The sequence below is a fragment of the Staphylococcus sp. HL28 genome (assembly GCF_021117155.1).
In the GTDB taxonomy this organism is placed as follows: domain Bacteria; phylum Bacillota; class Bacilli; order Staphylococcales; family Staphylococcaceae; genus Staphylococcus; species Staphylococcus warneri.
This window is the reverse complement of the sequence record NZ_CP088218.1, coordinates 1,264,243-1,287,791: the sequence shown is the minus strand read 5'-3', so window position 1 is coordinate 1,287,791 and position 23,549 is coordinate 1,264,243. Positions and strand designations below refer to the sequence as shown.

Genomic DNA, 23,549 nt, shown 5'->3' with positions numbered 1-23,549 from the left:
AGTGATTACAATCGATATAGTGAAACTATTGTTCAAAATTCTGTAGAATGATTGTCAAAATTATATTTTGTTAAGTATCTATAAAAAAATAAAAGACGGAATCTAAATTTAGATTTCCGCCTTTTGTATTGAATATTGTTTAGTTAAATAAATTAATTATTTAGTTTCACGGTGTAAAGTTTGTTTATTATCACGTGCACAGTATTTTTTCATTTCAATACGTTCTGGGTTTGTTCTTTTGTTTTTTGTAGAGATGTAGTTTCTTTCACCACATTCTGTACAAGCTAATGTAACGTTAACGCGCATGATTATTCCTCCTTACCTTTTCTAAATACGACCTTTACATTATACCAATTAGTTTATTAAATGCAAAGTAAATTTTAAGAATCAATAGTAATACTTTTGAAAATAATACTAAATAGAATTAAATGAATCGACTATTTTTCTGTACTATCCCCATTTTTATCTTTATCTTTAAAGTAATAATTAATGACGTCTCTTCCTAAATCTCCACCATTTAACCAAGGTGGTGGTACAGGTTGATTCGTATAAACAATTGAGAAGGACAGTTTTGGATCTTTAATTGGTGCATAACCAATGTATGTTGAATTTACTCTTGGTTCTCCATCTTGGAATACCTCTGCTGTTCCTGTCTTACCTGCTGAAGGTACTACTGTATCTTTGAAACTAGCATATCCTGTTCCATCTTTTTCGTTAAATGCCATTTTAAAGCCATCTTTCACTTCATCAATTTCTTTTTGAGAATTATTAACTTTATTTAATACATTTCCTTTAACTTTTCTTTTTACTGGTCCTAATTCATCTTTATTTGTTGCATCATGAATTGAAAGTCCAATATGTGGTTGAATTCTATATCCATTATTAGCAATAGTTGAAACATATTGTGACAGTTGTAAAGGTGTATACGTATCATACTGACCAATTGATAAATCTAAATAATTACCCGGATTGTTTGTTAATGGTTCAATTTGACCATTTGTTTCATTTGGTAAATCAATACCTGTTTTAACACCTAAACCAACTTGATTTAGGCCCTTACGAAGTTTTTGACCTGCAATTGAGATATCATTTGGTAATGGCATGCCTGAATAATATGGATCTCCAGCTAATTTCAAGGCTGTTTTAAACATATAAACGTTAGATGAATGCATTAACGCTTCTTTATCATTAATAGTTACACGTCCATCTTTATTAAAGTAAGAGCGTTTTGTTAATCCGCCTTGGAATTTTAATGGTTCATCGACCATTTGTTCTCCAACTTTAATAGCTTTATTTTGATATCCGGCAAGTAACGTACCACCTTTAACAGAAGAACCTACAGCAAATTGTGCGGTAAAGTTTCCGATATCATAATCAGTTAATTTACCGTTTTTACTAATTTGTTTGCCTGCCATAGCTAATATATCGCCATTTTTAGGGTCTTGGACAACAATCATTGCATTGTCCATGTCTTTGGCACCCTGACTACGTAGTTTAGCAATTTGTTTATCTAAAAGAGACTCTACTTTTTTCTGTAAATCAATATCAATTGTTAACTGTAAATCATGTCCTCTTGAACCGGGATTAACGACTTCAGAATTGATGACTTTACCAGATTTATCAGTTGTATACTTCATTTGTTTCTTTTTACCACGAAGTACATCTTCATATTGATATTCTAAGTAAGATTTCCCTACTCGATCATTTCGTGAATAACCTTTAGATAAATATTGCTCTGTTAGCTCTTTTGGTAAACCTTCCGTTGACGTAGATACATCACCAAAAATACCTCTTAGCGTATCTTTATAAGGATATTTTCTATCCCAATCCATAGATGTATTAACACCTGGCAGTTTAGATAATTGTTGCGATACTGCTGCATATTCTTTTTCTGTAACATCTTCATTTTTAATTGTTTGAGGGTCTAAGGTACTACCCGCATTCATTTCACGATAAATAGCTAATATTTGTAAATCTTTTTTAGATAATTCACTTAATTGCTTTTTACCGATTTTTTTACGCTGTTGTTCATCATATTGTTCTTGAGAGATGCTACCATCTTCTAACATAGACTGCTCTTTTTTCATTAAGTCTTTGGCCTTTTGGGGATGTAAAGTGACCCAAAAATCTTTTTTATCTCTATCAGTAATTTTGTCTGTGTCCATCTTAATTAATGATGATAACTTTTTAGCTGTTTCGAGCATCTCTTTTTGCGATGTTTTACGCCCTCTTGTATATGTAATAGCCATCTTTGAGGCATTGTCTACTAAGACCTTACCATTACGGTCTACAATGCGTCCTCTTGGTACAGATTCATTCACAGTTATATTTTCATCATTTTTAATTAATTGTTTATAATGTGAACCTTGTGCAATCTGTAAATAACCAAGCCTTAATACCATAATTGCAAAAATAAACACAACTAATCCAAAGATAAAATTTATTCTTCGATTCATGGTGTTTCTTACTTTTTCATCATTTGATTTTTCCTTTAATCTTTTAAGCAAAACAACCTACCTCTATTCAAAGTATCTCTTTAAAATGATATATGAAAATCAAAAATTTTTCTATCATTTTGATAAAAAAAGAGTCTGGAAAACTATTAAAGTTCCAGACTCTAGTAAATACTGTTAAATTATTTTGCAGCGTTGTATAATTCGTCAACTTTTTCCCAATTAACAACATTCCAGAAAACACTGATATAATCTGGACGTTTGTTTTGATATTTAAGGTAATAAGCATGTTCCCAAACATCTAAGCCTAGGATAGGTGTTTTACCTTCAGTTAATGGATTATCTTGGTTTGGAGTTGTTACGATTTCTAATTGACCGTTATTAACAACTAACCAAGCCCAACCTGAACCAAAGCGAGCTGCAGCTTTGTCAGCGAATTCTTTTTTAAATTCATCTAAAGAACCCCATTGTTCTTTAATTTTATCTACTACTTCACCTTTTTCTTCTGAATTAGGTGTTAATAATTCCCAGAATAATGAGTGGTTTAAGTGTCCGCCACCATTGTTTCTTACTGCAGTTTGAATATCTGAAGGCACGCTATCTAAATTAGCTACAATTTCTTCAATTGATTTAGCTTCTAAGTCAGTACCTTCTACTGCAGCGTTTAATTTTGTTACATAAGTGTTGTGGTGTTTATCATGGTGAATCTCCATAGTTTCTTTATCGATGTGTGGTTCTAATGCGTCAAATGCATATGGTAATTTTGGTAATTCAAATGCCATAAATAATCATCCTCCTAAAATGTCTATAATTTCATCATAACAAGCAGTCACATTTTCGACAATTAATGTGCTTACTTATGTGCTACTAATTATCGTTACAGTCATTATATATCTCAAAATGTCTTAATTTAAACATTAAAACATAATAAAAATACATATTAATCGATTTCATACTAATGGAGTATACATATTGAGACTATTTGTGTACTTTCACATTAAATAAAAAGAAGGAATCGGTTAGACTTATTGCAAAAGTCTAATTGTGATTCCATCTTAAGATTAATGTTTCATTTAATTATTTTGCTACCTTTTGACATTTTTCACAAATACCATATACTTCAAGTTTATGGGTATGGATATCGACATTTGGTAAATATTGTTTTACTTGATCTATTGGACAAAAATCGATAACTTTTGTATCACCACATTTTTCACAAATAAAGTGATGATGGTGATGATTTGTACAAGCAATTCTGAATTTCATTTCGCCATCTAATTCAGTACTTTCGATAATGGCTAAATCTTTAAATAGATGAAGATTTCGATATATAGTATCAAATGAAATACCTGGATAATCTTTATCCATTACTTGTTGAATATATTTAGCATTAATATATTTATCTTCCTTAACAAAAATATTAAGCATATCATTACGTTTATCTGTGTACTTCAAACCGTTATCTTTTAAAATTTTAATTGCATCACTAGTATTCATATTTTCAATCTCCCTTTTGTGACTTCGTTTTTAATTTTTGATAAGTCATCGTTATCATTAGCATAATGACTAATAGTACTACAATCACGCCACCAGGTGAAATATTGATATAGAAAGCTACAATAAGTCCTAATATAACTGAAAGTTCACCAATAATAATACTCATCACAATTAACTGTTTAAATCCTTTCGTCCAACGCATAGCAATTGCTACAGGTAATGTGATTAAAGCACTTACTAATAATATTCCAACTACTCTCATTGATGCAGAAATAACCATTGCAACCACGACAATAAATAAAAACTGAATCCATTTTGGAATACCTATCACTTTACTATATTCTTCGTCGAAAGATAATATAAACAGTTCTTTGTAAAATAATGTAATAAATAATAATACTAATATAGTAATGAAAATGATAGTTGTTAAATCACTTAAATTTACTGCGCTGATAGAACCAAATAACAAGCCAACTATTTCTTGATTAAATCCATCTGCCAATGAAATAAAAATAGCACTTAACGCTATACCCGCACTCATAATAATTGGAATTGCGATTTCTTGATAATTTGTATAAGATGTACGTAATTTTTCTATTAGTAATGCACCAATAATAGCAAATAATATACCGAACCACATTGGGTTAATTAAAGTTAATGCAGGTATGACTGTAATCACAAACATGCCAAATGATATTCCACCTAAAGTAACATGGCTCAATGCATCAGCAATAAGTGAAAGCCTTCGTACTACTATAAAAGCACCAATTAAAGGTGCAATAAAACCTATTAAGATACCACTAATTAAGGAGTATCTCATAAAATCAAAATTTAATAATGCATCTATCATGAGTTACACTCCTCAAAAATATTTCTAATAAGATATATAAACATTAATAATAATGTTAGTTACAGCATTCTCTGTTGTGTTGATGATCAACAAATTGAATAGGATGACCATATATTTTCGAAATTTCCACTTCGTCAAGAGATTTAAAATCTTCTGTTGTACCATGAAAATGTAAATGTTTATTTAAACATGCAACTTCTGTAGCTGTATCAGCAACTACACCAATATCATGTGTAACTAAAATAATAGTTATGCCTTCTTTTTTTAAGCGATCTAGAGTTTCATAAAACTCATTGACATGTTTAGCATCAATTCCATTAGTTGGTTCATCTAAAACCAAAACACTCGGGTTAGAAATTAAAGCACGGGCAATAAGAACACGTTGTTGTTGACCACCTGAAAGCTCCGCTATATTTTTATGAATTAAATTTGAGATATTCAATCGTTCTAATACATGTTCAACTTGCTTCACATCATTTTGATTAAAACGTTGGAAGAGTTTTTTCGTCTTAGTTAGTCCACTAAGAACTACTTCTTTAACACTTGCTGGGAAACCGGCAGTAAATGAAGAGGCCTTTTGTGAAACATAACTTATTTTCAACGAAGATTTATTATTTTTTATTGGATGACCATCTATAAAAATTTCTCCAGATTGTAAAGGTAATAAACCTAAAATGATTTTTAAAAGAGTTGATTTTCCAGCACCATTAGGGCCTACTATTGCTAAAAATTCCCCTTTATTAATTTTAATATTTATATTTTCGAGTACTTGTTTATGATCAAAATAATAATCAATGTTTTTGAGTTCAAATACTGGTGTTGACATTTTTTCACCTCAATTTATACTATACATCTAGATATTCATAATGTAAATAGTAATGTTTACGACTAAAATAGCGTTACAGAATAATCTGTAACGCCAGTTTACTTAATTATTGATTTAAAATTTTCTCTTTTAAATTTGGATCAAATGTTTGTGATTTCAACATTTCAATTTCAAGTTTATAAGGAGGCTTTTTATTTTTTTTATCTTCTCCAACATATGGTGTTTCTAAAATTTTAGGTATATCTTTAAATGTATCATGATGTACTACATAATTAAGTGCATCAAAGCCGATATGACCAAATCCAATATTCTCATGTCTATCTTTATGAGCACCCTGTTCGTTTTTACTATCATTGACATGAACGACTTTAATTCTATCTACACCAATAATCTTATCAAATTCGTTTAATACCCCATCAAAATCATCTTTTATGTTGTAACCAGCATCATGTGTATGGCAAGTATCAAAGCATATTGATAAACGTTCATTATGTGTTACACCATCAATAATTTGTGCAATTTCTTCGAATGTACGACCTACTTCTGATCCTTTTCCAGCCATTGTTTCTAATGCAATTCTGACATTGTTATCGTTGGTTAATACTTCATTTAATCCATCGATTATCTTTTTAATACCTACTTCTGCACCGGCTCCAACATGTGATCCTGGGTGTAAGACGATATCTTTAGCTCCAATGGCTTGAGTACGTTCAATTTCATTTTGTAAAAAGTTAACGCCTAATTCGAAAACTTCTGGTTTAGTAGTATTTGCAATGTTTATAATATAAGGCGCATGTACGACGATATTAGATAAGCCATATTTTTCCATTGCTTCATGCCCTTTTGTGATATTTAAATCTTCAATACTTTTTCGACGTGTATTTTGAGGTGCACCTGTATAAATCATAAATGTAGATTCACCGAATTTATGTGCTTCTTCTGCAGATCCCTCTAACATTTTTTTACCACTCATTGATACATGTGATCCAAGTAACATTTACTCCACCTATCCTTTTCTACTCTTTCTATTTTGACGGTTTTGACGTTTACTAAATTGTTTACGTTCTTGTCGCTTCATTCTTTCAACTTCTTGTTTAAATTTCTTTTTATAACCTGGTTTAACTTTACGTTTTGTTTTACTACGTACTTTATTTTTAACTTCATTAGTTAGATGGTCATCTTTTCGTTGTCTAGTGCGTCTAGTATTATGCGCTTTGATTGGCGTAAGTTCATCGTTTTTAATATCCACATTTTCAAAGACATAACCTCTATCTTCAATTGCAGAAATATTTTCCTCTTCATCTGGACTATATAAGGTAATTGCTACACCACGATAGTTGCCTCGTCCAGTACGTCCCACTCTATGCGTAAAGAAATCAATATCATTTGGTACATCGAAATTGATGACGTGGCTTACACCCTCAATATCAATACCTCTTGATGCTAAATCACTTGCAATCACAAATTGGAAATCTAGATTTCTAATACGTTTCATTTGTTGTTTACGTTCACGCGGTGTTAGTCCACCATGAATCATACCTACTTTAACACCAGCTTCATTGAGTGTTCGTGCTAATTCATCGGCACTGTCTCTACTATTACAGAAAATAATACATAAATAAGGGTTTAGTATATCAATTAATTTTAGTGTTTTTTCAACTTTTGCAGTTCCTTTAGTAGGAATTAAATAAAATTCAATATTCTTTTTATTTTGTGATTGGCTATCAACTTCTACAAAATCAGGTTGTTCTAAATATTTATTTAAAAATGGCTGTAATGATTTTGGGATTGTTGCACTGAATACAGCAATATTTGAATGTTCTTCTAAACGTGAAGCGATAAAGTCTACATCTTCAATCAAACCTAAATCTATCATTAAATCAGCTTCATCTATGATTAAATATGAGGCTAAATGTGTGTGTAAATGACCACTTTTAGCTAAATCATTAATTCTTGTTGGTGTACCAATGACTAGTTGTGGTTGTTGGTTACAACGTTGTCTATCTTTCTCAATATCTGTACCGCCGATAAATAGTTTAGCATTGACGCCTTCTTTAAAACTGCTTAAATGGTTAGCTGCTTGATAAAGTTGTTGTGCTAATTCTCTAGTAGGTGCAACAACGATTGCTTGAGGTTCATGAATGTCCGTATCAATTTCATTAACTAATGGTAATAAAAATGAATGGGATTTACCTGTACCTGTCTGTGATTGTCCAATGATGTTGGTACCTTTTAATATTCTCGGAATAATTCTATTTTGAATTTCAGTAGGTTTCTCAAATTTTAAATCTTTTACAGCTTCGATCATACTTGAGTTTAAACCGAAGTGTTCAAATGGATGTTTTGCCATTGTATGGCCTCCTTATAAGTTCATCTTTACTATTATAAAGTAATTGATGGTGTTTTTAAATATAATTCATCTTTGATATCGGTTATAATTATTTAATTAATGATTATCAGATGTATAACTATATTTTAAATATATGTGAATGGATCTGTGTCTATATTTGACGCTACTAATTTTATGTCATTTTCATTTTCTTCAACTAACCATTCTTCTAGTAATTGTTTTAATCCTTCTTTCATCACATATTCACTATAATGATTGATATCTAATAAGTTGACACCAGCAATTTTGGCATCAAGTGCATCATGATGTTTGATATCGCCCGTGATAAATATGTCTGCACCTAATTGTGAAGCTTCGTATTCAAACCCAATACCAGAACCACCAATCATAGCTACTTTATTAACCGTTGTATTTGAACTACCGACGTAACGGACACTAGGAATTTGTAGTCGAGATTTTACTAACGAAACAAAATCCCCTATGTTCATTGGTTCATTTAATTCTCCAATAATGCCCAAACCATACGAACCTTCTTTTGTTAATTCAATAAAATCATAAACTGGAGTTTCATATGGATGATATTGGTGAATCGCTTTTTCAGTTAATTGTCGTTGTTGATATGAAATCATAAATTCTAATTTCACTTCATCAACATATTCAATTTCCCCAATTTCACCTAAATAAGGATTGGCATCATCTACAGGTTTAAATTGACCCTTACCTTTACTTTCAAAGAAGCAATATTCATAATTACCTTCTTTAGCTAAACCAATATCATTAAGTTGTTGTTTAAATGTTTCGATATGGCTTTCGGGAATGAAAGTTTGAACTTTGAAGTATCGTTCAGGTTCTTTATTAATTAAGCTAGTATTTTTCAGACCAATCTTAGAAGCAAGCATAGCATTGACACCTCTAGGGTTGACGTCTAGATTAGTATGCATTGCTATTAAATTAATATTATTTTGTATTAGTAATCTTATTATTTCACCATAGCCTTGATTAGTAATGGATTGGATCCCTTTAAAAATTAATGGATGATGACTAATAATAGTATTGATATTTTCTTCTATTGCTTGTTCTACAATTTCTAACGTACAATCTAACGCAGTTAAAATCCCATTAACTTCTTGTGATTCATCACCTATAAGTAGTCCAACATTATCCCATGATTCTGCAGTGTTAAAAGGCACATGTTCATCTAACATAACCATTAATTCATTAATTTTCATTTGTAAGCACCTCTTTGATCATTTCTATTTCTGTCTCAATTTCTTGATATCGATGTTGATGAATGTCTGGATTAAGTTGTTGTTTTATCTTTTCTAATGCATGTAATTCTCTTTCCCACTTATTATAAAAACATTCATTTTTGTTTTCTAGTAAAACTGGGCCGAATTTCAGTTCAAATTCATTATATTTGAACATTTTGGGTTGATGCTCAGCTACTACAATTTCATATATATGTCCTTTCTCTTCCATAATTCTTTCATCAATGATTTGATATTGAATCTCTTGTAATAACGTTCTTAAATTTTGTGTTTGTATATTACTTTGGAGGATAAGTCTAGGATGTGATTGAAGTTTTTGTTGTCCTTCTTTTAATATTTTTGCTATTAAAGGACCTCCCATACCACAAATTGTGATATTGTCTAACAGTTCATTATGTTTTATTACCTCTAAACCATCGCCAAGTCGCACATCTATTTGGTTACTTAGCGCGTATTCTTGAACATTCTTTTTTGCAGCTTCGAAAGGCCCTTTTATAACTTCACCAGCAATTGCTTGAGAAATTAAATTTGTTTGAATTGCGTAAATAGGTAAATAAGCATGATCTGAACCAATATCAGCAAGTTTACCAGGTTTAATAAATTCTGATACCGTTCGTAATCTATGATTTATCGTAATCATTAAGATGGTCTCCTTTTTACATGTATTAAAATGTATATGATTGTATGTATGTTATATCACTTATAAATGAAATAAAGGCTGGGACAACCATTATGCCCCAGCCTAAATATATTAATCCATAAAGTCTTTTAGACGTTTACTTCTACTTGGATGTCTTAACTTTCTTAATGCTTTTGCTTCGATTTGACGAATACGTTCTCTAGTCACACCAAATACCTTACCAACTTCTTCTAATGTTCTAGTTCTTCCATCATCTAGACCAAATCTTAAACGAAGAACGTTCTCTTCACGGTCTGTTAATGTATCTAAAACATCTTCAAGTTGTTCTTTTAGCAATTCATAGGCAGCATTATCTGAAGGACTTTGAGCTTCTTGGTCTTCAATGAAGTCACCTAAGTGACTGTCGTCTTCTTCACCTATTGGTGTTTCTAATGACACAGGTTCTTGTGCAATTTTAAGAATTTCTCTTACTTTTTCAGGTGGTAAGTCCATTTCTTCACCAATTTCTTCAGGTGCCGGATCACGACCTAAATCTTGTAATAACTGACGCTGAACACGAATTAATTTGTTAATAGTTTCAACCATGTGTACTGGTATACGAATTGTACGTGCTTGGTCAGCAATTGCACGAGTAATTGCTTGACGTATCCACCACGTTGCGTAAGTAGAAAATTTAAAACCTTTATTGAAATCGAATTTTTCTACAGCTTTAATAAGACCCATATTACCTTCTTGAATTAAATCAAGGAATAACATACCTCTTCCGACATATCTTTTAGCGATACTTACTACCAAACGTAAATTGGCTTCTGCTAGTCTTGATTTGGCGATTTCATCACCCTGCTCAATTCTTTTAGCTAGTTCAATTTCTTCTTGTGCACTTAATAAGTCAACGCGACCAATTTCTTTTAAGTACATACGCACAGGGTCATTAATTTTAACTCCTGGAGGTGCACTTAAATCATTAGGATTTAATTTAGCATCTGTATCTGAATGGTCTTTTTCATTTACTAACGTGATATCATTATCATTTAATTGATCGAAGAAATCATCCATCATATCAGAATCCATTTCGAAGTTCTGTAATTTTTCTGCAATTTCTTCGTGACTTAAGTGACCTTCCTTTTTCCCTTTTTCAATTAATTGTTTTTTAACATCTTCCAATGTTAAAGTCGGATCAATTGTTTGCTTTTTAATTTTAACTTTATCAGACATGAAAAGGCCTCCTGGTATTAATATAAACTTTCAATTTATTCATATAATTATTTGTAATTACTTCATTTAATTTGATGATGCGTTTAATTATTGAAAACGCAATATAATATTTTTAGTAAAATAACACGTTCATCGTAACTTATTGTATGAGATGTGGCCTAATTAATTTTTAATTCAAAACCAATCAAATAAGTTTCTATTCTAAACTCCCTAATAATTTAATGGTTAGGTCATATTATGACAATATTCGATATTACATATTTACCCAATGTATGAGCGTAATAACCATTATTCAATACCTAAAGTATAACAATACCATAAATTTTTATAATATTACATTCTACTTTTGTTTTTATTTACTATTAATTGCAAGTAATATTTTTGAAGTTCAATATCCCCTATTCTCGTTGCTTCACGTAGTTTATGGTTTAAGACTTCTAATGAATCTTCATTTTTATTCTCATTTAATATATTGATATAATCTTCTAATTCATGTTCAAATGGTTCTTCATTTAAAACATATGAGTCTAAAGAAATTAACGCTTCTCTCAAATCATCAGAATCTATATATTGAATCATAGAACTGAGCTGATACGTATCGTTTTTAGAATAATAATCATGCAAAATATTAAATATACGCTTGAAATAGGCATTTGTAAAGTCATCAACCTCTATCTGTTGATGATAGTTTAGAAACGTATCTTTATCTTGCAAGAAATGTTTTAAAAGTGCTCGTTCAGCTTTTTCATGACGAGTGAGTTGGTTAAATTGAATCACTTGTTGATGTTGTGCTTCATATGGGTATGCATTATCTGGATACGAAGATACATTTCCGTGAGATTGCTGATATAATCCTACTTCATAGTCTAGAGTCTCAAAACTTACTTTAAACAATTCTGCAACGTCTTGCAATACTTTTTTCTGAAGTATAGGTGAAGTCATATTCGCAATATCTTGTGTTACTTCTTTTAGATATTTTTCATATGCTAGATCATTATTTTGAATTTCATCTTTATGTGTATTGACTTTAAACATTACAAATGATTTTTTATCTTTTTGTACAAAATCTAGAAATGGATCATTACCATACTTTCTAATATATTCATCAGGGTCCATATCTGATGGTAATTGTACAACGAACACATTTAATCCTTGTTCTAATAATGCTTGACCAGTTTTTAAGGTTGCCTCCCTACCTGCAAAGTCACCATCAAACATTAATGTAATATTAGAAGTTAACTTTTTTATAAAAGTAACATGTTCATTTGAAAGTTGTGTTCCCATACTAGCAACGACTGTTTTTAAACCTGCATGATCTGATTTTATAACATCCATAAAACCTTCAAGTAATATGATTTCATCATTTATTCTGATGCTTTTACGTGCTTTATCGAGATTATATAACAATTTTCTTTTTTGGAATATTGGTGTTTCCGGGCTGTTGAGATACTTAGGTTCTTGGTTAGTATACGTTCTTGCAGAATAACCAACAATACGACCTTGAGCATTTTTTAATGGAAACATAATTCTGTCTCTAAAACGATCGTAATAACTAAAATTCTCTTCGTTTCTAGATAAAAGCCCAGCTTCATATGCTAATTCAATATCGTATCCTTTTTTTTCTAAGAAATCATGACAGAAATGTGATGAATTAGGTGCATAACCTATACCTCTTTCTTTGATCAGCTGTTCTGGAAAATCTCTTTCTTTTAAATAGGAAAGTGCCTTTTCGCCTTCAACTGTTTTCATAAGTGCATAGTGATAATATTCTTGCATTAGCTCATGCATTTCTATCATTTGCAAATCTTCTGAAGCAATTTGAGTATTAGCATTCTGATACTCGTTATTTCCAACATCGACCGTAATATTAACACGGTCACCAAGTTCTTTTACTGCTTCTGTAAACGAAATATCTTTTATTTCTTGAGTAAATTGAAATACATTACCACCTTTTTTACATCCAAAGCAATGGCAGATTTGTTTGTCTTCAGAAACTGTGAATGAAGGTGTTTTTTCATCATGAAAAGGACACAAACCTATATAATTGCGCCCTCTCTTTTCTAACTTTACATATTCACTTACCAAATCAAGTATATCTGTCTTATCTTTAATTTCATTTATAACTGATTGTTCTATACGCAAATTAAATCACCTATGACATATTAGTCTCAATATTATACCTTTTTTATGCATTAATTGAAATTATTTTGTTTTATTGTTTTCGATAAAATAAATGATATCATTTGCTGTCTCTTCTATTGCTTTATCAGTTACATCGATAACTGGACACCCTACTTTTTCTACTAATGATTCAAAGTATTCTAATTCCTCTTTAATTCTAGTTTCTGTAGCATATCTAGCAGAGTCACCTAATCCAAGTTGTTTGAGTCTTTCTTTACGAATACGATTTAACTTTTCTTCACTAATTTTTAAAGCGATACATTTTGAAGGATCAATATCAAATAATGCATCTGGTGGTGTTACTTCCGGAACAATCGGTATATTCATCACTTTATAACTTTTATGTGCTAAGTATTGTGATAAAGGTGTTTTAGACGTTCTTGAAATACCTAATAGAACAATATCAGCTTTGGGTAAACCTTTAGGGTCTTTACCGTCATCATATTTAACAGCAAACTCTATAGCATCTATTTTTTTAAAATAAGCGTCATCTAATCTATGTACAATACCAGGTTCATAGTACGGCGTTTCTTCTATGGAACCAGATAATAAGTCCATAAGTGGTCCCATAATATCAACTGACTTTAATTGATGCTCCTTAACTTTAGCAACCATGTACTTTTTGATTTCCGGTTTGACTAAAGTATATACAATAATTGCGTCTGTATCTTCAGCAACTTGAATCACTTCATCGACATTTTCGAAGGATTCTATGTATGGGTAACGTAAAAATTCATGTTTACATTGCTTAGGATTAAATTGAGAAACACCAGCCCTCGCTACTAATTCTGCTGTTTCCCCGATTGAATCAGAAGCAACAATAATATTTATATTATCCATCTATTAACCACCTATTCTTTAAATAATGATACAAATAATTTTGTAATTGTTGTTTTAGATATTCTACCAACTACTTCAAATTTTTGGTTATCTTTAGATCTAACGATGGGGATTGCATCTATTTCCTTATCTATCATTTGATTTGCCGCATAAATAATTAGTTCACTTTCTTCAAGATATGTTAAATTTGGCATACGAGTCATATTGACGCTTATAGGCATTGTATGAATATCATTTCCAATCATTGATGCTCTTAATAGATCTTTACGAGAACAAACACCGATAAAATCATTATCGTCATTTGTGATAAATAATGTTCCGGCATCTTCTAAAAATATAGTACAAATTGCGTCATAGACTGACATATCTTCTTTTACCACAACGGGTTGAGACATATAATCTTTTACAACATATTGTCTTAATTGTTCATGTATAATTTTATTTTTCGATTTACCTGAATAGTAATAACCTACTCTTGGACGTGCTTCTAAAAAACCAGACATAGTTAAAATAGCTAAATCAGGTCGTAATGTAGCACGTGTTAAATTTAATTGATCAGCGATATGCTCACCTGTTATTGGTCCATGTTGCTTAACGATTTCAATAATTTGTTCTTGTCTTTGATTTAATTCTATAGGTCCTCACCCCTTTTATATACATTACATATTATAACTGTTATTTTTATTTGCCACAAACACATATAAACGCTTGCTATTAAATATTTAATCAATTAGAATAATTATAAAGCGAGCTAAGGGTGGTGTGAGCTTAGCATATAAATTTTGGCATAAAAAATTTAATTAATTTTAAAGTGAGTGGCTACACTAATTTGGGTGGAACCGCGGGTTAAATGATATTTTAATGTATATGATTTATACTAAATAAAAAATGATTAACTCGTCCCAAGATAATAAAGTATATTTATGATGCTTTGTTGTCTTGGGGCGTTTTTATGTGTAAGGAGAGAAAAATTATGGCAAATGATATGGAACAAATTGTACAATTAGCAAAACACAGAGGTTTTGTATTCCCAGGTAGTGACATTTATGGTGGTTTATCTAATACATGGGATTATGGTCCACTTGGTGTTGAATTAAAAAATAATGTCAAAAAAGCATGGTGGCAAAAATTTATTACGCAATCACCTTATAACGTAGGTCTAGATGCTGCGATTTTAATGAACCCAAAAACTTGGGAAGCTTCTGGACACTTAGGTAACTTTAATGATCCAATGATCGATAACAAAGATAGTAAGATTCGTTATCGTGCTGACAAATTAATTGAAGATTACATGCAACATGAAAAAGGAGACGAAAACTTCATTGCTGATGGTTTAAGCTTTGATGAAATGAAAAAAATTATTGATGATGAAGGTATTGTTTGTCCTGTAAGTGGTACTGCTAATTGGACTGATATTCGTCAATTCAATTTAATGTTCAAAACATTCCAAGGTGTAACTGAAGATTCAACAAATGAACTTTTCTTACGTCCAGAAACAGCTCAAGGTATTTTTGTAAACTACAAAAACGTTCAACGATCAATGCGTAAAAAATTACCATTTGGTATTGGACAAGTTGGTAAATCATTCCGTAATGAGATTACGCCAGGTAACTTCATCTTCAGAACACGTGAATTCGAACAAATGGAACTTGAATTTTTCTGTAAACCAGGTGAAGAAATTGAATGGCAAAACTACTGGAAGACATTTGCAAGCCAATGGTTAAAAGACTTAAATATTAGTGAAGAAAACATGCGTTTACGAGACCATGATGCTGATGAATTATCCCATTATTCAAATGCTACAACTGATATCGAATATAAATTCCCATTTGGTTGGGGCGAACTATGGGGTATCGCAAGTCGTACTGACTTTGACTTGAAAAAACATAGTGAACATTCTGGTGAAGACTTCAAATATCACGATCCTGAAACAAATGAAAAATATATCCCGTATTGTATTGAACCTTCATTAGGTGCCGATCGTGTGACATTAGCATTCTTATGTGATGCGTATTCACAAGAAGGTGTTGAAGGAAGTAAGGATGAACGTACTGTACTTAAATTCCACCCTGCTTTAGCACCATATAAAGCGGCTATCTTACCATTAAGTAAAAAATTATCAAGTGAAGCAATTAAAATCTTTGAACAATTAAGTCAAAGCTTCTCAATAGATTTTGATGAATCACAATCTATCGGTAAACGTTATCGTAGACAAGATGAAATTGGTACGCCTTATTGTATTACATTCGACTTTGATTCTTTAGAAGATAATCAAGTTACTGTACGTGACAGAGATTCAATGGAACAAGTTCGTATGCCAATATCAGAATTAGAAGCATTCTTAGCTGAAAAAGTTAAATTCTAATACATCTATGATATATAATCTATAAAAAGACCGAATCACATGTAAATGTGGTTCGGTTTTTTGTGTTAGTTAAAGTTTAGTCTTTCATTTCTAACCTCTTCAACTGGTTGATTAACTTTTGACTTTTAAAGAACATACCTGCATATTCTCTATAGAGCATAATCATCAATTCTGACATTTCGTCTAAAATATCTTGATGAATATTTAATTCATTCATTTTGTCTATGGGGAGTTTATAAAGCACATCTAATAAATACAATGTTTTATTGGATAATTGCAATGCGTGGGGATCTTGGTAAGCTACAGATTGAGAAATTGCACCATCAAATTTGAAACTATATCCAACTAATTTTGACTGATCAGTGTTCCCGCTTATGACACATTTATTAAATAAAGCGGAAAAACCGAATTTATTCATACATTTGAGTAATACAATAATAGACATTAATTGTGCGGACTGACCAGATGATATCTTGGTTAGAACAAAGTTTAATAAATCGTAATTATATTTCGATATTTCATTTTCTTCCATCGAACGATCAATCGTTTCAGCGCATAAAGTAGCAAAACTACTTTCATACAAATCTAGTTGTAATTCATAATGTTGGTCAATCACATCTACAGAATTAAGCGTACCCATACCTCGCCATTTATTATAAATAAATAAGCCATACACAAACATTTGTGTATGCGCTTGTAAACCTGATTTTATTTTCTTGGCTCTTCTAGCCATCAACGGCACTTTGCTACCAAATTCATTTAAAATTGTAATAATTTTATCTGATTCGCCGTACTCCACTGATTTAATAATGATACCTTTTTGCTTCATTAGCATACTAACTCACCATCTCTCTGAGTTAATCTTGGTCTTCGATATAACCGATTTGACGAATAAAGTTAACTTTATTTCTCCAATCCTTTTGCACTTTGACCCATAGTTCAAGATATACTTTTGAACCTAGGAGCATCTCTATATCATGTCTTGCCCTTTTACCAACTTCTTTAAGTTTCTTACCACCTTTACCAATGACGATTCCTTTTTGAGAATCACGTTCTACATATATCGTAGCTTCGATTCGAACTCTATCCTCATCTTCTTTAATCATACGGTCAACGTTAACTCCAATAGCATGAGGAATTTCTTCGCTTGTTAAGTGTAATATTTTTTCACGAATAATTTCACCAACCACAAATTGTTCAGGATGGTCCGAAATTTGATCATCTGGGTAATATTTTGGACCCTCAGGTAAGTATGACTTTAATACATCGATAAAATGGTCTACATTCAAACCTTCAAGTGCAGAAATAGGTACGATTTCAGTAAAGTTCATATATTCTTGATACTTTTCTATTTTAGGCATTAATGCATCAGGATGAACTAAATCGATTTTATTTAATACTAAAAATACTGGCGTTTTTAAATCTTTTAACATATCCATAATATATTCATCGCCACGACCTATATCTTCATTAACGTTAACCATAAACATAATCGCGTCTATTTCAGAAAGTGTATTTGTGGCTACTTTCATCATGTAGTCTCCAAGCTTATGTTTCGGTTTATGGATACCAGGTGTATCAATAAATATAATTTGAGCATCATCTCTAGTCATAACGCCTTGTATTTTATTACGCGTTGTTTGTGCTTTATCAGACATTATCGCAATTTTATGTCCGATAACTCTATTTACAAATGTAGATTTACCTACATTAGGTCTTCCTATAATTGAAACAAATCCTGATTTATGTTCTGTCATTTATTTAAATCCTTTCCAGAAAATCCATATGGTAGTAATTCTTTCACTGTTGATTCGATCATATCCCCTTTATGATTAGTCATATAGACAGGCATATCATCGTCACATAATTCTTTTAATACTTGTCGACATTCACCACATGGTGATGATGGTACTTCAGCATCTACTGTAACTGTAATAGACTCAAAATCTCCAGGCTGATATCCAGCTGATATCGCAGCTACTAAGCTTGCGCGTTCAGCACATATACTCATTGAATATGCAGCATTTTCTACATTGGTTCCATAAAATGTTCGTCCATCTTTAGCTTTCAAATAGGCGCCAACTTTAAAGTTACTATATGGTGAATATGATCTTCGTTGTGCTTCTCTAACTTCTTTAAAATAATGAGATTGATAACTCATTTATTCGCCCTCCTATATTAAATTAATTAAATGTGGTATGAAGACGATTAAGCCAATGATTAATGCTAAGATGGAAACAATCATCACACTAAAAGCAGCAATATCTTTCGCATATTTAGCGTAATCATGATACTCAGTAGTAACTAAGTCAACCACATATTCAACTGCTGTATTTATTGCTTCAAATGCTAAAACTAAACTAATTGCTAATAATATAAATATCCACTCAGAACGATTAATATGAAGTAAAAATCCAAAAACAATTGCTATGATACTAGCATAAATATGAAGTGAGAATTTTTGGTCTTTTATTAAAAGCGTTTTCAAACCATTTAGTGCATATTTAAAACGACTCATCACTAGTCTCTCGTCAATCCATATGCATTTAATATGGCATCTTGACGACCAAACATTTCTTTCTCATCTTCCTCATTCATATGATCATAGCCTAGTAAGTGAAGAAAGCCATGTAATGCTAAAAATCCAAGCTCTCTTTCAAAAGAATGACCATACGATTCTGATTGTTCTTGAGCGACATCAGTACAAATAATGATGTCTCCTAATACTCTAGGTATATCAAATTCACTCATATCAATGTCTGGCTCATCTTCTTCAAGTGCAAAAGAAATAACATCCGTAACTTTGTCTTTGTCTCTATACATCTTATTAATCTCTTGAATTTCAGATTTATCTACGAAGGTAATAGATAATTCAGCATCTTCGTTTATTTGTTCTTCCTGCTTAGCAAAATTAAGTAGCTTTTCAATTTGTTCATACCATTCGTCTTTAACTAACTCAGTATGATCACTAAAATCTATAGTAAACATTTAGTCCTCTCCCTCGTATCTATCGATAATTTTACTTACAAGTGGATGTCTCACTACATCATCTTGATCAAGTTTCATAATATTAATACCTTTAACACCATGTAACTTTTTAACTGCTTCTTTCAAACCACTTTTAACACCTTTTGGTAAGTCGATTTGTGTTTGGTCACCTGTAACTACCATCTTAGAACCAAATCCTAAACGAGTTAAAAACATTTTCATTTGAGCATGAGTTGTATTTTGTGCTTCGTCTAAAATAACAAAAGCATCGTCTAACGTACGTCCACGCATGTATGCTAATGGTGCAATTTCTATAATACCACGTTCTATAAATCGTGCGGTTTGTTCTCTACCTAGCACGGTATTTAATCCATCATATAATGGTCTTAAATACGGATCAACTTTCTCTTTTAAATCACCAGGTAAAAATCCTAATGATTCACCCGCTTCAACTGCTGGACGTGTTAATACGATACGTTTAACGTTTCCTTTACGTAATTGTTTAGCAGCATAGACCACTGCTAAAAATGTTTTACCCGTTCCTGCAGGACCTATACCAAAGACTAAATCATTTCGATACATAGCATTTACGTACATTCGCTGACCCATCGTTTTAGCGCGGATGGTTTTGCCAAAAGCATCTTTAGTAATTTCTTCATCATATAAGTCTAAAAGTTGTTGAATCGTTCCATTTTCCGCCATTTTTATAGCAGCTTCTACATCTTTTAGCGTTACATTATTTCCCAATTCAATCACTTTCAATAAATTGGTAAGCACTAATTCGGCTTTTTCTACATGCTCAATTTTCTCACCTTTAACCGCAATTTCTTGACCACGAGCATGTATTACGACATCAAAACTATCTTCTATAGCTTTTAAATGTTCATCATTGTTACCTATTAAAGCTTGGGATTGATTAATGTCGTCGATTTGAATTATACCAGGCATAAACGCGCTCCTTTTCAAAATACATATTTATAATTCACTATACCCACATATGGGTTAATATACTTATATTATACCATTGTTAAACTTACATTGATTCTATTTCGTTTTATTTTAAAAAATTCAATCAAGTCAGTTTATACGGTAGATTTTATTTGATTCAATCATTCTTAACTAAATATTACTAAATTCTTTAAAGTGACTCAAATCATAGTTTAATCAATATTACATTCGAAATTTAAAATAAAAAACCTATTGGAAAGAATCCAATAGGTTGATCATTAAAGTTGTTTAGGTTTGGCCAAAATTTCCGACCAGATGATACCATTAACGACTTCATCATTGTCGAATTGAAATGCTGATTTTGACATATTACGTTCTATGTTTTGAGAATTAAGTAATTGTTTTAATCTAACTCGTTTAGTGCGTTCAGATAAATATTTATCATTGATAATATCCTGCGCTTTTTGTTCGATAAGAGCAAGTTGCTTTTCTTTCTCTCTATCAATTTCACTTCTAACATTTTTAAGATCTTGATGAAGATTTTTTTCTAATGCTTTACGTAAGTTCTCAGAATTTTCATCTCTTGATGAAGATTGTTTAACTGGCTCACGTATGTCTTTTTCATTATGATATGGTGTCGGATCTGGTTTAGGTATTGAATCATCATAATCTGTTGGCCTTCTATGCATCTCTTCTGTTGTCTGTTCGGTTTTATCTAATTCTTGATTAATGGGTGGCAATGTATCTTCGTATTTCTTTTTCTTTTCAGTAGTTGTTGTATCTCCATTAATCTCATCATTTATTTCTTTGAATGTTTTTTCAATTTCTTCAAAGAAACCACCTGTCTTTGGTTGTGGATTATTTTTAGGTGATTGTGGTGGTTTTTGATTCTGTCTTTCTTTATGACTATTATCACGTATGGTACTAATGATTGTCGCTATCACAGATATGACAAAAATAATTACCCCAATACTCATTTAATCACCCCACAGTTATTGTTCTGGTGATTCGTCATCATTTTGATCAGTACGCTTATTAATAGCATTTCTCATACCAGTATCAGCTTCTATATTTTTTAGATTATAGTAATCTTTTACGCCAATATTTCCTGATCGTAAGGCTTCTGCCATTGCTAAAGGTACTTCTGATTCAGCTTCAACAACTTTAGCACGCATTTCTTGTACTCGTGCTTTCATTTCTTGTTCAGAAGCTACAGCCATTGCACGACGTTCTTCTGCTTTAGCCTGTGCAATATTTTTATCGGCAAGTGCTTGTTCAGTTTGTAAATCTGCACCAATATTTTTACTAATATCTACATCGGCAATATCAATTGAAAGTATTTCAAATGCAGTCCCTGAGTCTAATCCTTTACTTAACACTGTTTTAGAAATATTGTCAGGATTTTCAAGCACTTCTGTATGATGTTTACTTGAACCAATTGTAGATACGATTCCTTCACCTACACGAGCGATGATTGTTTCTTCACCAGCACCACCTACTAAACGAGCAATATTAGCACGAACAGTAATGCGGGCTTTCGCTTTAACTTCGATACCGTTCATAGCTACACCGGCAATAAATGGTGTTTCAATAACTTTAGGGTTAACTGACATTTGAACTGCTTCTAATACATCTCTACCTGCTAAATCTATTGCTGCGCCTCGTTCGAATGGTAAATCTATATCTGCACGTTGCGCAGCGATATTAGCGTCTACAACTCTATCTACATTACCTCCAGCAAGATAGTGTGATTCAAGTTGATTTGTTTTTAAATTCAATCCTGCTTTGTGTGCTTTAATTAATGGTCCAATTACTTTTCTAGGTGATACTCTTCTTAAACGCATACCTACTAATGTACCAATACCAACATGTACACCAGCAGCTAATGCAGAAATCCAAAGACCTACTGGTACAAATGAGAAAAGTATTAATAAGGCTACAATAATTACTACTGCAATTATAATAAATCCTATACTAAACATTGTATCTCTCCTTTTATTTTATTCTATTTCTCTTACAACAACTCGTGTACCTTCAACCTCTAGTATTTTGACTTGTCTATTTCTTAAAATAAACGTACCATCAGAAACTGCATCGATACGATCATCATCACAAGATATGATACCAGCTGGTCTTAAATCGGTAATAGTGCGAGCTGTTTTACCAACTAAATGAGAGCGATCATCATGTGACGTATATCCTGATTCAGCATTTGTTGAATCTTTTAAAATAACCTTTTCCAAAAATGGAATTTTTCTGTTGAATAATTTAACTAAAATCACCCATTCAATGATTGATAATATTAAGGCCACGATGACATTACCTAGCATGAGTAACAAGTTATTTCCTAACATGACTATGCTTATTGTTATTAAAATCATACCAATCATACCAATGACTGCTCCAACGACAAATAATTCAATTATGACGAAAATAACACCCACTGCAAATAATATGACTGACAAAATATTGACATCACCTTGCATTAGAAAGCCTAAAAACATGATTAATAGGGCTAATGAAGCGATAATACCAATAAAATTGATTCTTTTAGAATACAATTGATATAAAAAGCCTAAAAATATAATACATGTAAGAATAAGTGATACCAATGGATGAACAATGATATTAGCAATGTCATTGACCCAATTATTCTCTGATGAAAATTGTGTTAAGAGTAACGTATGTATTTCATTTAGATATCCCATTCTTTCACCTCGCTCTCAAAATAATTATACATGAAAACGCAGTCATATTATAGTGATTCACTAATATATAAAAAAAATAATTTGTCTAAAATAATAGTAATTACAGAAAAATTAGTTATAAACAATGAATTTAATTCACTATAACAAGCAAACAAAAAACACCTCAGATTACAACCTGAGGTGTTTCATATTTATAATTAACATTCTTGTTGAGGGAGTCAACAGAGTTATTAATTATTTGAATTTACGTTTACGTGCAGCTTCTGATTTCTTTTTACGTTTAACACTAGGTTTTTCGTAAAATTCACGTTTACGTACTTCTTGGATAGTACCACTTTTTGAAACTGAACGCTTAAATCGACGTAAAGCATCTTCAAGTGATTCATTTTTACGTACTACTGTTTTAGACATCTGTATTTC

The 23,549-nt window shown here is 31.5% G+C and carries 25 protein-coding genes; 1 reads left to right on the top strand and 24 read right to left on the bottom strand.

Translation table 11 applies throughout. The features are described 5' to 3' along the window. Positions 1-156 precede the first annotated feature (156 nt). The 14 genes from rpmG to LPC11_RS06235 form a co-directional block, all read right to left on the bottom strand. Positions 157-306 (bottom strand): 50S ribosomal protein L33, encoded by a 150-nt coding sequence (gene rpmG / locus LPC11_RS06300; RefSeq protein ID WP_002451882.1) that lies wholly within the window; start codon positions 304-306, stop codon positions 157-159. A 131-nt stretch (positions 307-437) separates the two neighbouring features. Further along, positions 438-2,507 (bottom strand): peptidoglycan D,D-transpeptidase FtsI family protein, encoded by a 2,070-nt coding sequence (locus tag LPC11_RS06295; protein WP_041613570.1) that lies wholly within the window; start codon positions 2,505-2,507, stop codon positions 438-440. 128 nt (positions 2,508-2,635) lie between these two features. Further along, positions 2,636-3,235 carry a superoxide dismutase gene (locus LPC11_RS06290; protein ID WP_231307183.1) on the bottom strand — a complete coding sequence of 200 codons (600 nt, stop codon included), beginning with the start codon at positions 3,233-3,235 and terminating at the stop codon, positions 2,636-2,638. A gap of 295 nt (positions 3,236-3,530) precedes the next feature. Continuing rightward, a complete protein-coding gene (locus LPC11_RS06285; RefSeq protein ID WP_023372675.1) occupies positions 3,531-3,950 on the bottom strand; it encodes a Fur family transcriptional regulator in 420 nt (139 codons plus the stop codon). 4 nt (positions 3,951-3,954) lie between these two features. Then, positions 3,955-4,800, bottom strand: coding sequence for a metal ABC transporter permease (locus LPC11_RS06280; protein ID WP_023372677.1), 846 nt, complete (start codon positions 4,798-4,800; stop codon positions 3,955-3,957). A 55-nt stretch (positions 4,801-4,855) separates the two neighbouring features. Further along, positions 4,856-5,626 carry a metal ABC transporter ATP-binding protein gene (locus tag LPC11_RS06275; RefSeq protein WP_023372679.1) on the bottom strand — a complete coding sequence of 257 codons (771 nt, stop codon included), beginning with the start codon at positions 5,624-5,626 and terminating at the stop codon, positions 4,856-4,858. Between the two features lie 106 nt (positions 5,627-5,732). Further along, the gene (locus LPC11_RS06270; protein WP_023372681.1) at positions 5,733-6,623 is read right to left on the bottom strand and encodes a deoxyribonuclease IV; all 891 of its coding nucleotides are present in this window, start codon (positions 6,621-6,623) and stop codon (positions 5,733-5,735) included. A 9-nt stretch (positions 6,624-6,632) separates the two neighbouring features. Further along, the gene (locus LPC11_RS06265) at positions 6,633-7,976 is read right to left on the bottom strand and encodes a DEAD/DEAH box helicase (RefSeq protein ID WP_023372683.1); all 1,344 of its coding nucleotides are present in this window, start codon (positions 7,974-7,976) and stop codon (positions 6,633-6,635) included. Between the two features lie 125 nt (positions 7,977-8,101). Beyond that, entirely contained in the window at positions 8,102-9,205 is a 1,104-nt protein-coding gene (locus tag LPC11_RS06260; RefSeq protein ID WP_023372685.1) for a Nif3-like dinuclear metal center hexameric protein, read from the bottom strand. Continuing rightward, on the bottom strand, positions 9,195-9,884 hold the full coding sequence (locus tag LPC11_RS06255; RefSeq protein WP_023372687.1) for a tRNA (adenine(22)-N(1))-methyltransferase: 690 nt from the start codon (positions 9,882-9,884) through the stop codon (positions 9,195-9,197). The genes LPC11_RS06260 and LPC11_RS06255 overlap by 11 nt, the downstream gene beginning before the upstream one ends. Positions 9,885-9,995: 111 nt before the next feature. Further along, positions 9,996-11,099 (bottom strand): RNA polymerase sigma factor RpoD, encoded by a 1,104-nt coding sequence (gene rpoD / locus LPC11_RS06250; protein WP_231307182.1) that lies wholly within the window; start codon positions 11,097-11,099, stop codon positions 9,996-9,998. A 333-nt stretch (positions 11,100-11,432) separates the two neighbouring features. Continuing rightward, positions 11,433-13,241 carry a DNA primase gene (dnaG, locus tag LPC11_RS06245; RefSeq protein ID WP_023372689.1) on the bottom strand — a complete coding sequence of 603 codons (1,809 nt, stop codon included), beginning with the start codon at positions 13,239-13,241 and terminating at the stop codon, positions 11,433-11,435. A gap of 60 nt (positions 13,242-13,301) precedes the next feature. Continuing rightward, positions 13,302-14,120: a pyruvate, water dikinase regulatory protein gene (locus LPC11_RS06240; protein ID WP_002465670.1), complete on the bottom strand. Its 819-nt coding sequence runs from the start codon at positions 14,118-14,120 to the stop codon at positions 13,302-13,304. An 11-nt stretch (positions 14,121-14,131) separates the two neighbouring features. Beyond that, positions 14,132-14,755 (bottom strand): transcriptional regulator CcpN, encoded by a 624-nt coding sequence (locus LPC11_RS06235; protein WP_071561241.1) that lies wholly within the window; start codon positions 14,753-14,755, stop codon positions 14,132-14,134. A gap of 338 nt (positions 14,756-15,093) precedes the next feature. On the opposite strand from LPC11_RS06235, the gene LPC11_RS06230 reads away from it, so the two are divergent. After that, positions 15,094-16,485 carry a glycine--tRNA ligase gene (locus tag LPC11_RS06230; RefSeq protein ID WP_002465672.1) on the top strand — a complete coding sequence of 464 codons (1,392 nt, stop codon included), beginning with the start codon at positions 15,094-15,096 and terminating at the stop codon, positions 16,483-16,485. A 76-nt stretch (positions 16,486-16,561) separates the two neighbouring features. Here the strand turns inward: LPC11_RS06230 and recO are convergent, their stop codons facing one another. The 10 genes from recO to rpsU all read right to left on the bottom strand — a co-directional run bounded on the left by recO (position 16,562) and on the right by rpsU (position 23,540). Next, positions 16,562-17,314, bottom strand: coding sequence for a DNA repair protein RecO (recO, locus tag LPC11_RS06225; protein ID WP_167321435.1), 753 nt, complete (start codon positions 17,312-17,314; stop codon positions 16,562-16,564). A 28-nt stretch (positions 17,315-17,342) separates the two neighbouring features. Then, positions 17,343-18,242, bottom strand: a complete 900-nt coding sequence (gene era, locus LPC11_RS06220) for a GTPase Era (RefSeq protein WP_015364958.1) — start codon at positions 18,240-18,242, stop codon at positions 17,343-17,345. Then, positions 18,239-18,646: a cytidine deaminase gene (cdd, locus tag LPC11_RS06215; protein WP_023372694.1), complete on the bottom strand. Its 408-nt coding sequence runs from the start codon at positions 18,644-18,646 to the stop codon at positions 18,239-18,241. The genes era and cdd overlap by 4 nt, the downstream gene beginning before the upstream one ends. 12 nt (positions 18,647-18,658) lie before the next feature. After that, a complete protein-coding gene (locus LPC11_RS06210) occupies positions 18,659-19,003 on the bottom strand; it encodes a diacylglycerol kinase family protein (RefSeq protein ID WP_023372696.1) in 345 nt (114 codons plus the stop codon). A 2-nt stretch (positions 19,004-19,005) separates the two neighbouring features. After that, the gene (gene ybeY, locus LPC11_RS06205) at positions 19,006-19,473 is read right to left on the bottom strand and encodes an rRNA maturation RNase YbeY (RefSeq protein WP_023372698.1); all 468 of its coding nucleotides are present in this window, start codon (positions 19,471-19,473) and stop codon (positions 19,006-19,008) included. Continuing rightward, positions 19,474-20,421, bottom strand: a complete 948-nt coding sequence (locus LPC11_RS06200) for a PhoH family protein (RefSeq protein WP_023372700.1) — start codon at positions 20,419-20,421, stop codon at positions 19,474-19,476. A 278-nt stretch (positions 20,422-20,699) separates the two neighbouring features. Continuing rightward, positions 20,700-21,398, bottom strand: a complete 699-nt coding sequence (locus LPC11_RS06195; protein ID WP_023372702.1) for a hypothetical protein — start codon at positions 21,396-21,398, stop codon at positions 20,700-20,702. A gap of 15 nt (positions 21,399-21,413) precedes the next feature. Next, a complete protein-coding gene (floA, locus tag LPC11_RS06190) occupies positions 21,414-22,403 on the bottom strand; it encodes a flotillin-like protein FloA (RefSeq protein ID WP_002465685.1) in 990 nt (329 codons plus the stop codon). An 18-nt stretch (positions 22,404-22,421) separates the two neighbouring features. Next, a complete protein-coding gene (locus LPC11_RS06185) occupies positions 22,422-23,129 on the bottom strand; it encodes an NfeD family protein (RefSeq protein WP_023372704.1) in 708 nt (235 codons plus the stop codon). Between the two features lie 234 nt (positions 23,130-23,363). Further along, positions 23,364-23,540, bottom strand: a complete 177-nt coding sequence (gene rpsU / locus LPC11_RS06180; protein WP_000048060.1) for a 30S ribosomal protein S21 — start codon at positions 23,538-23,540, stop codon at positions 23,364-23,366. Between the last annotated feature and the right edge of the window lie 9 nt (positions 23,541-23,549).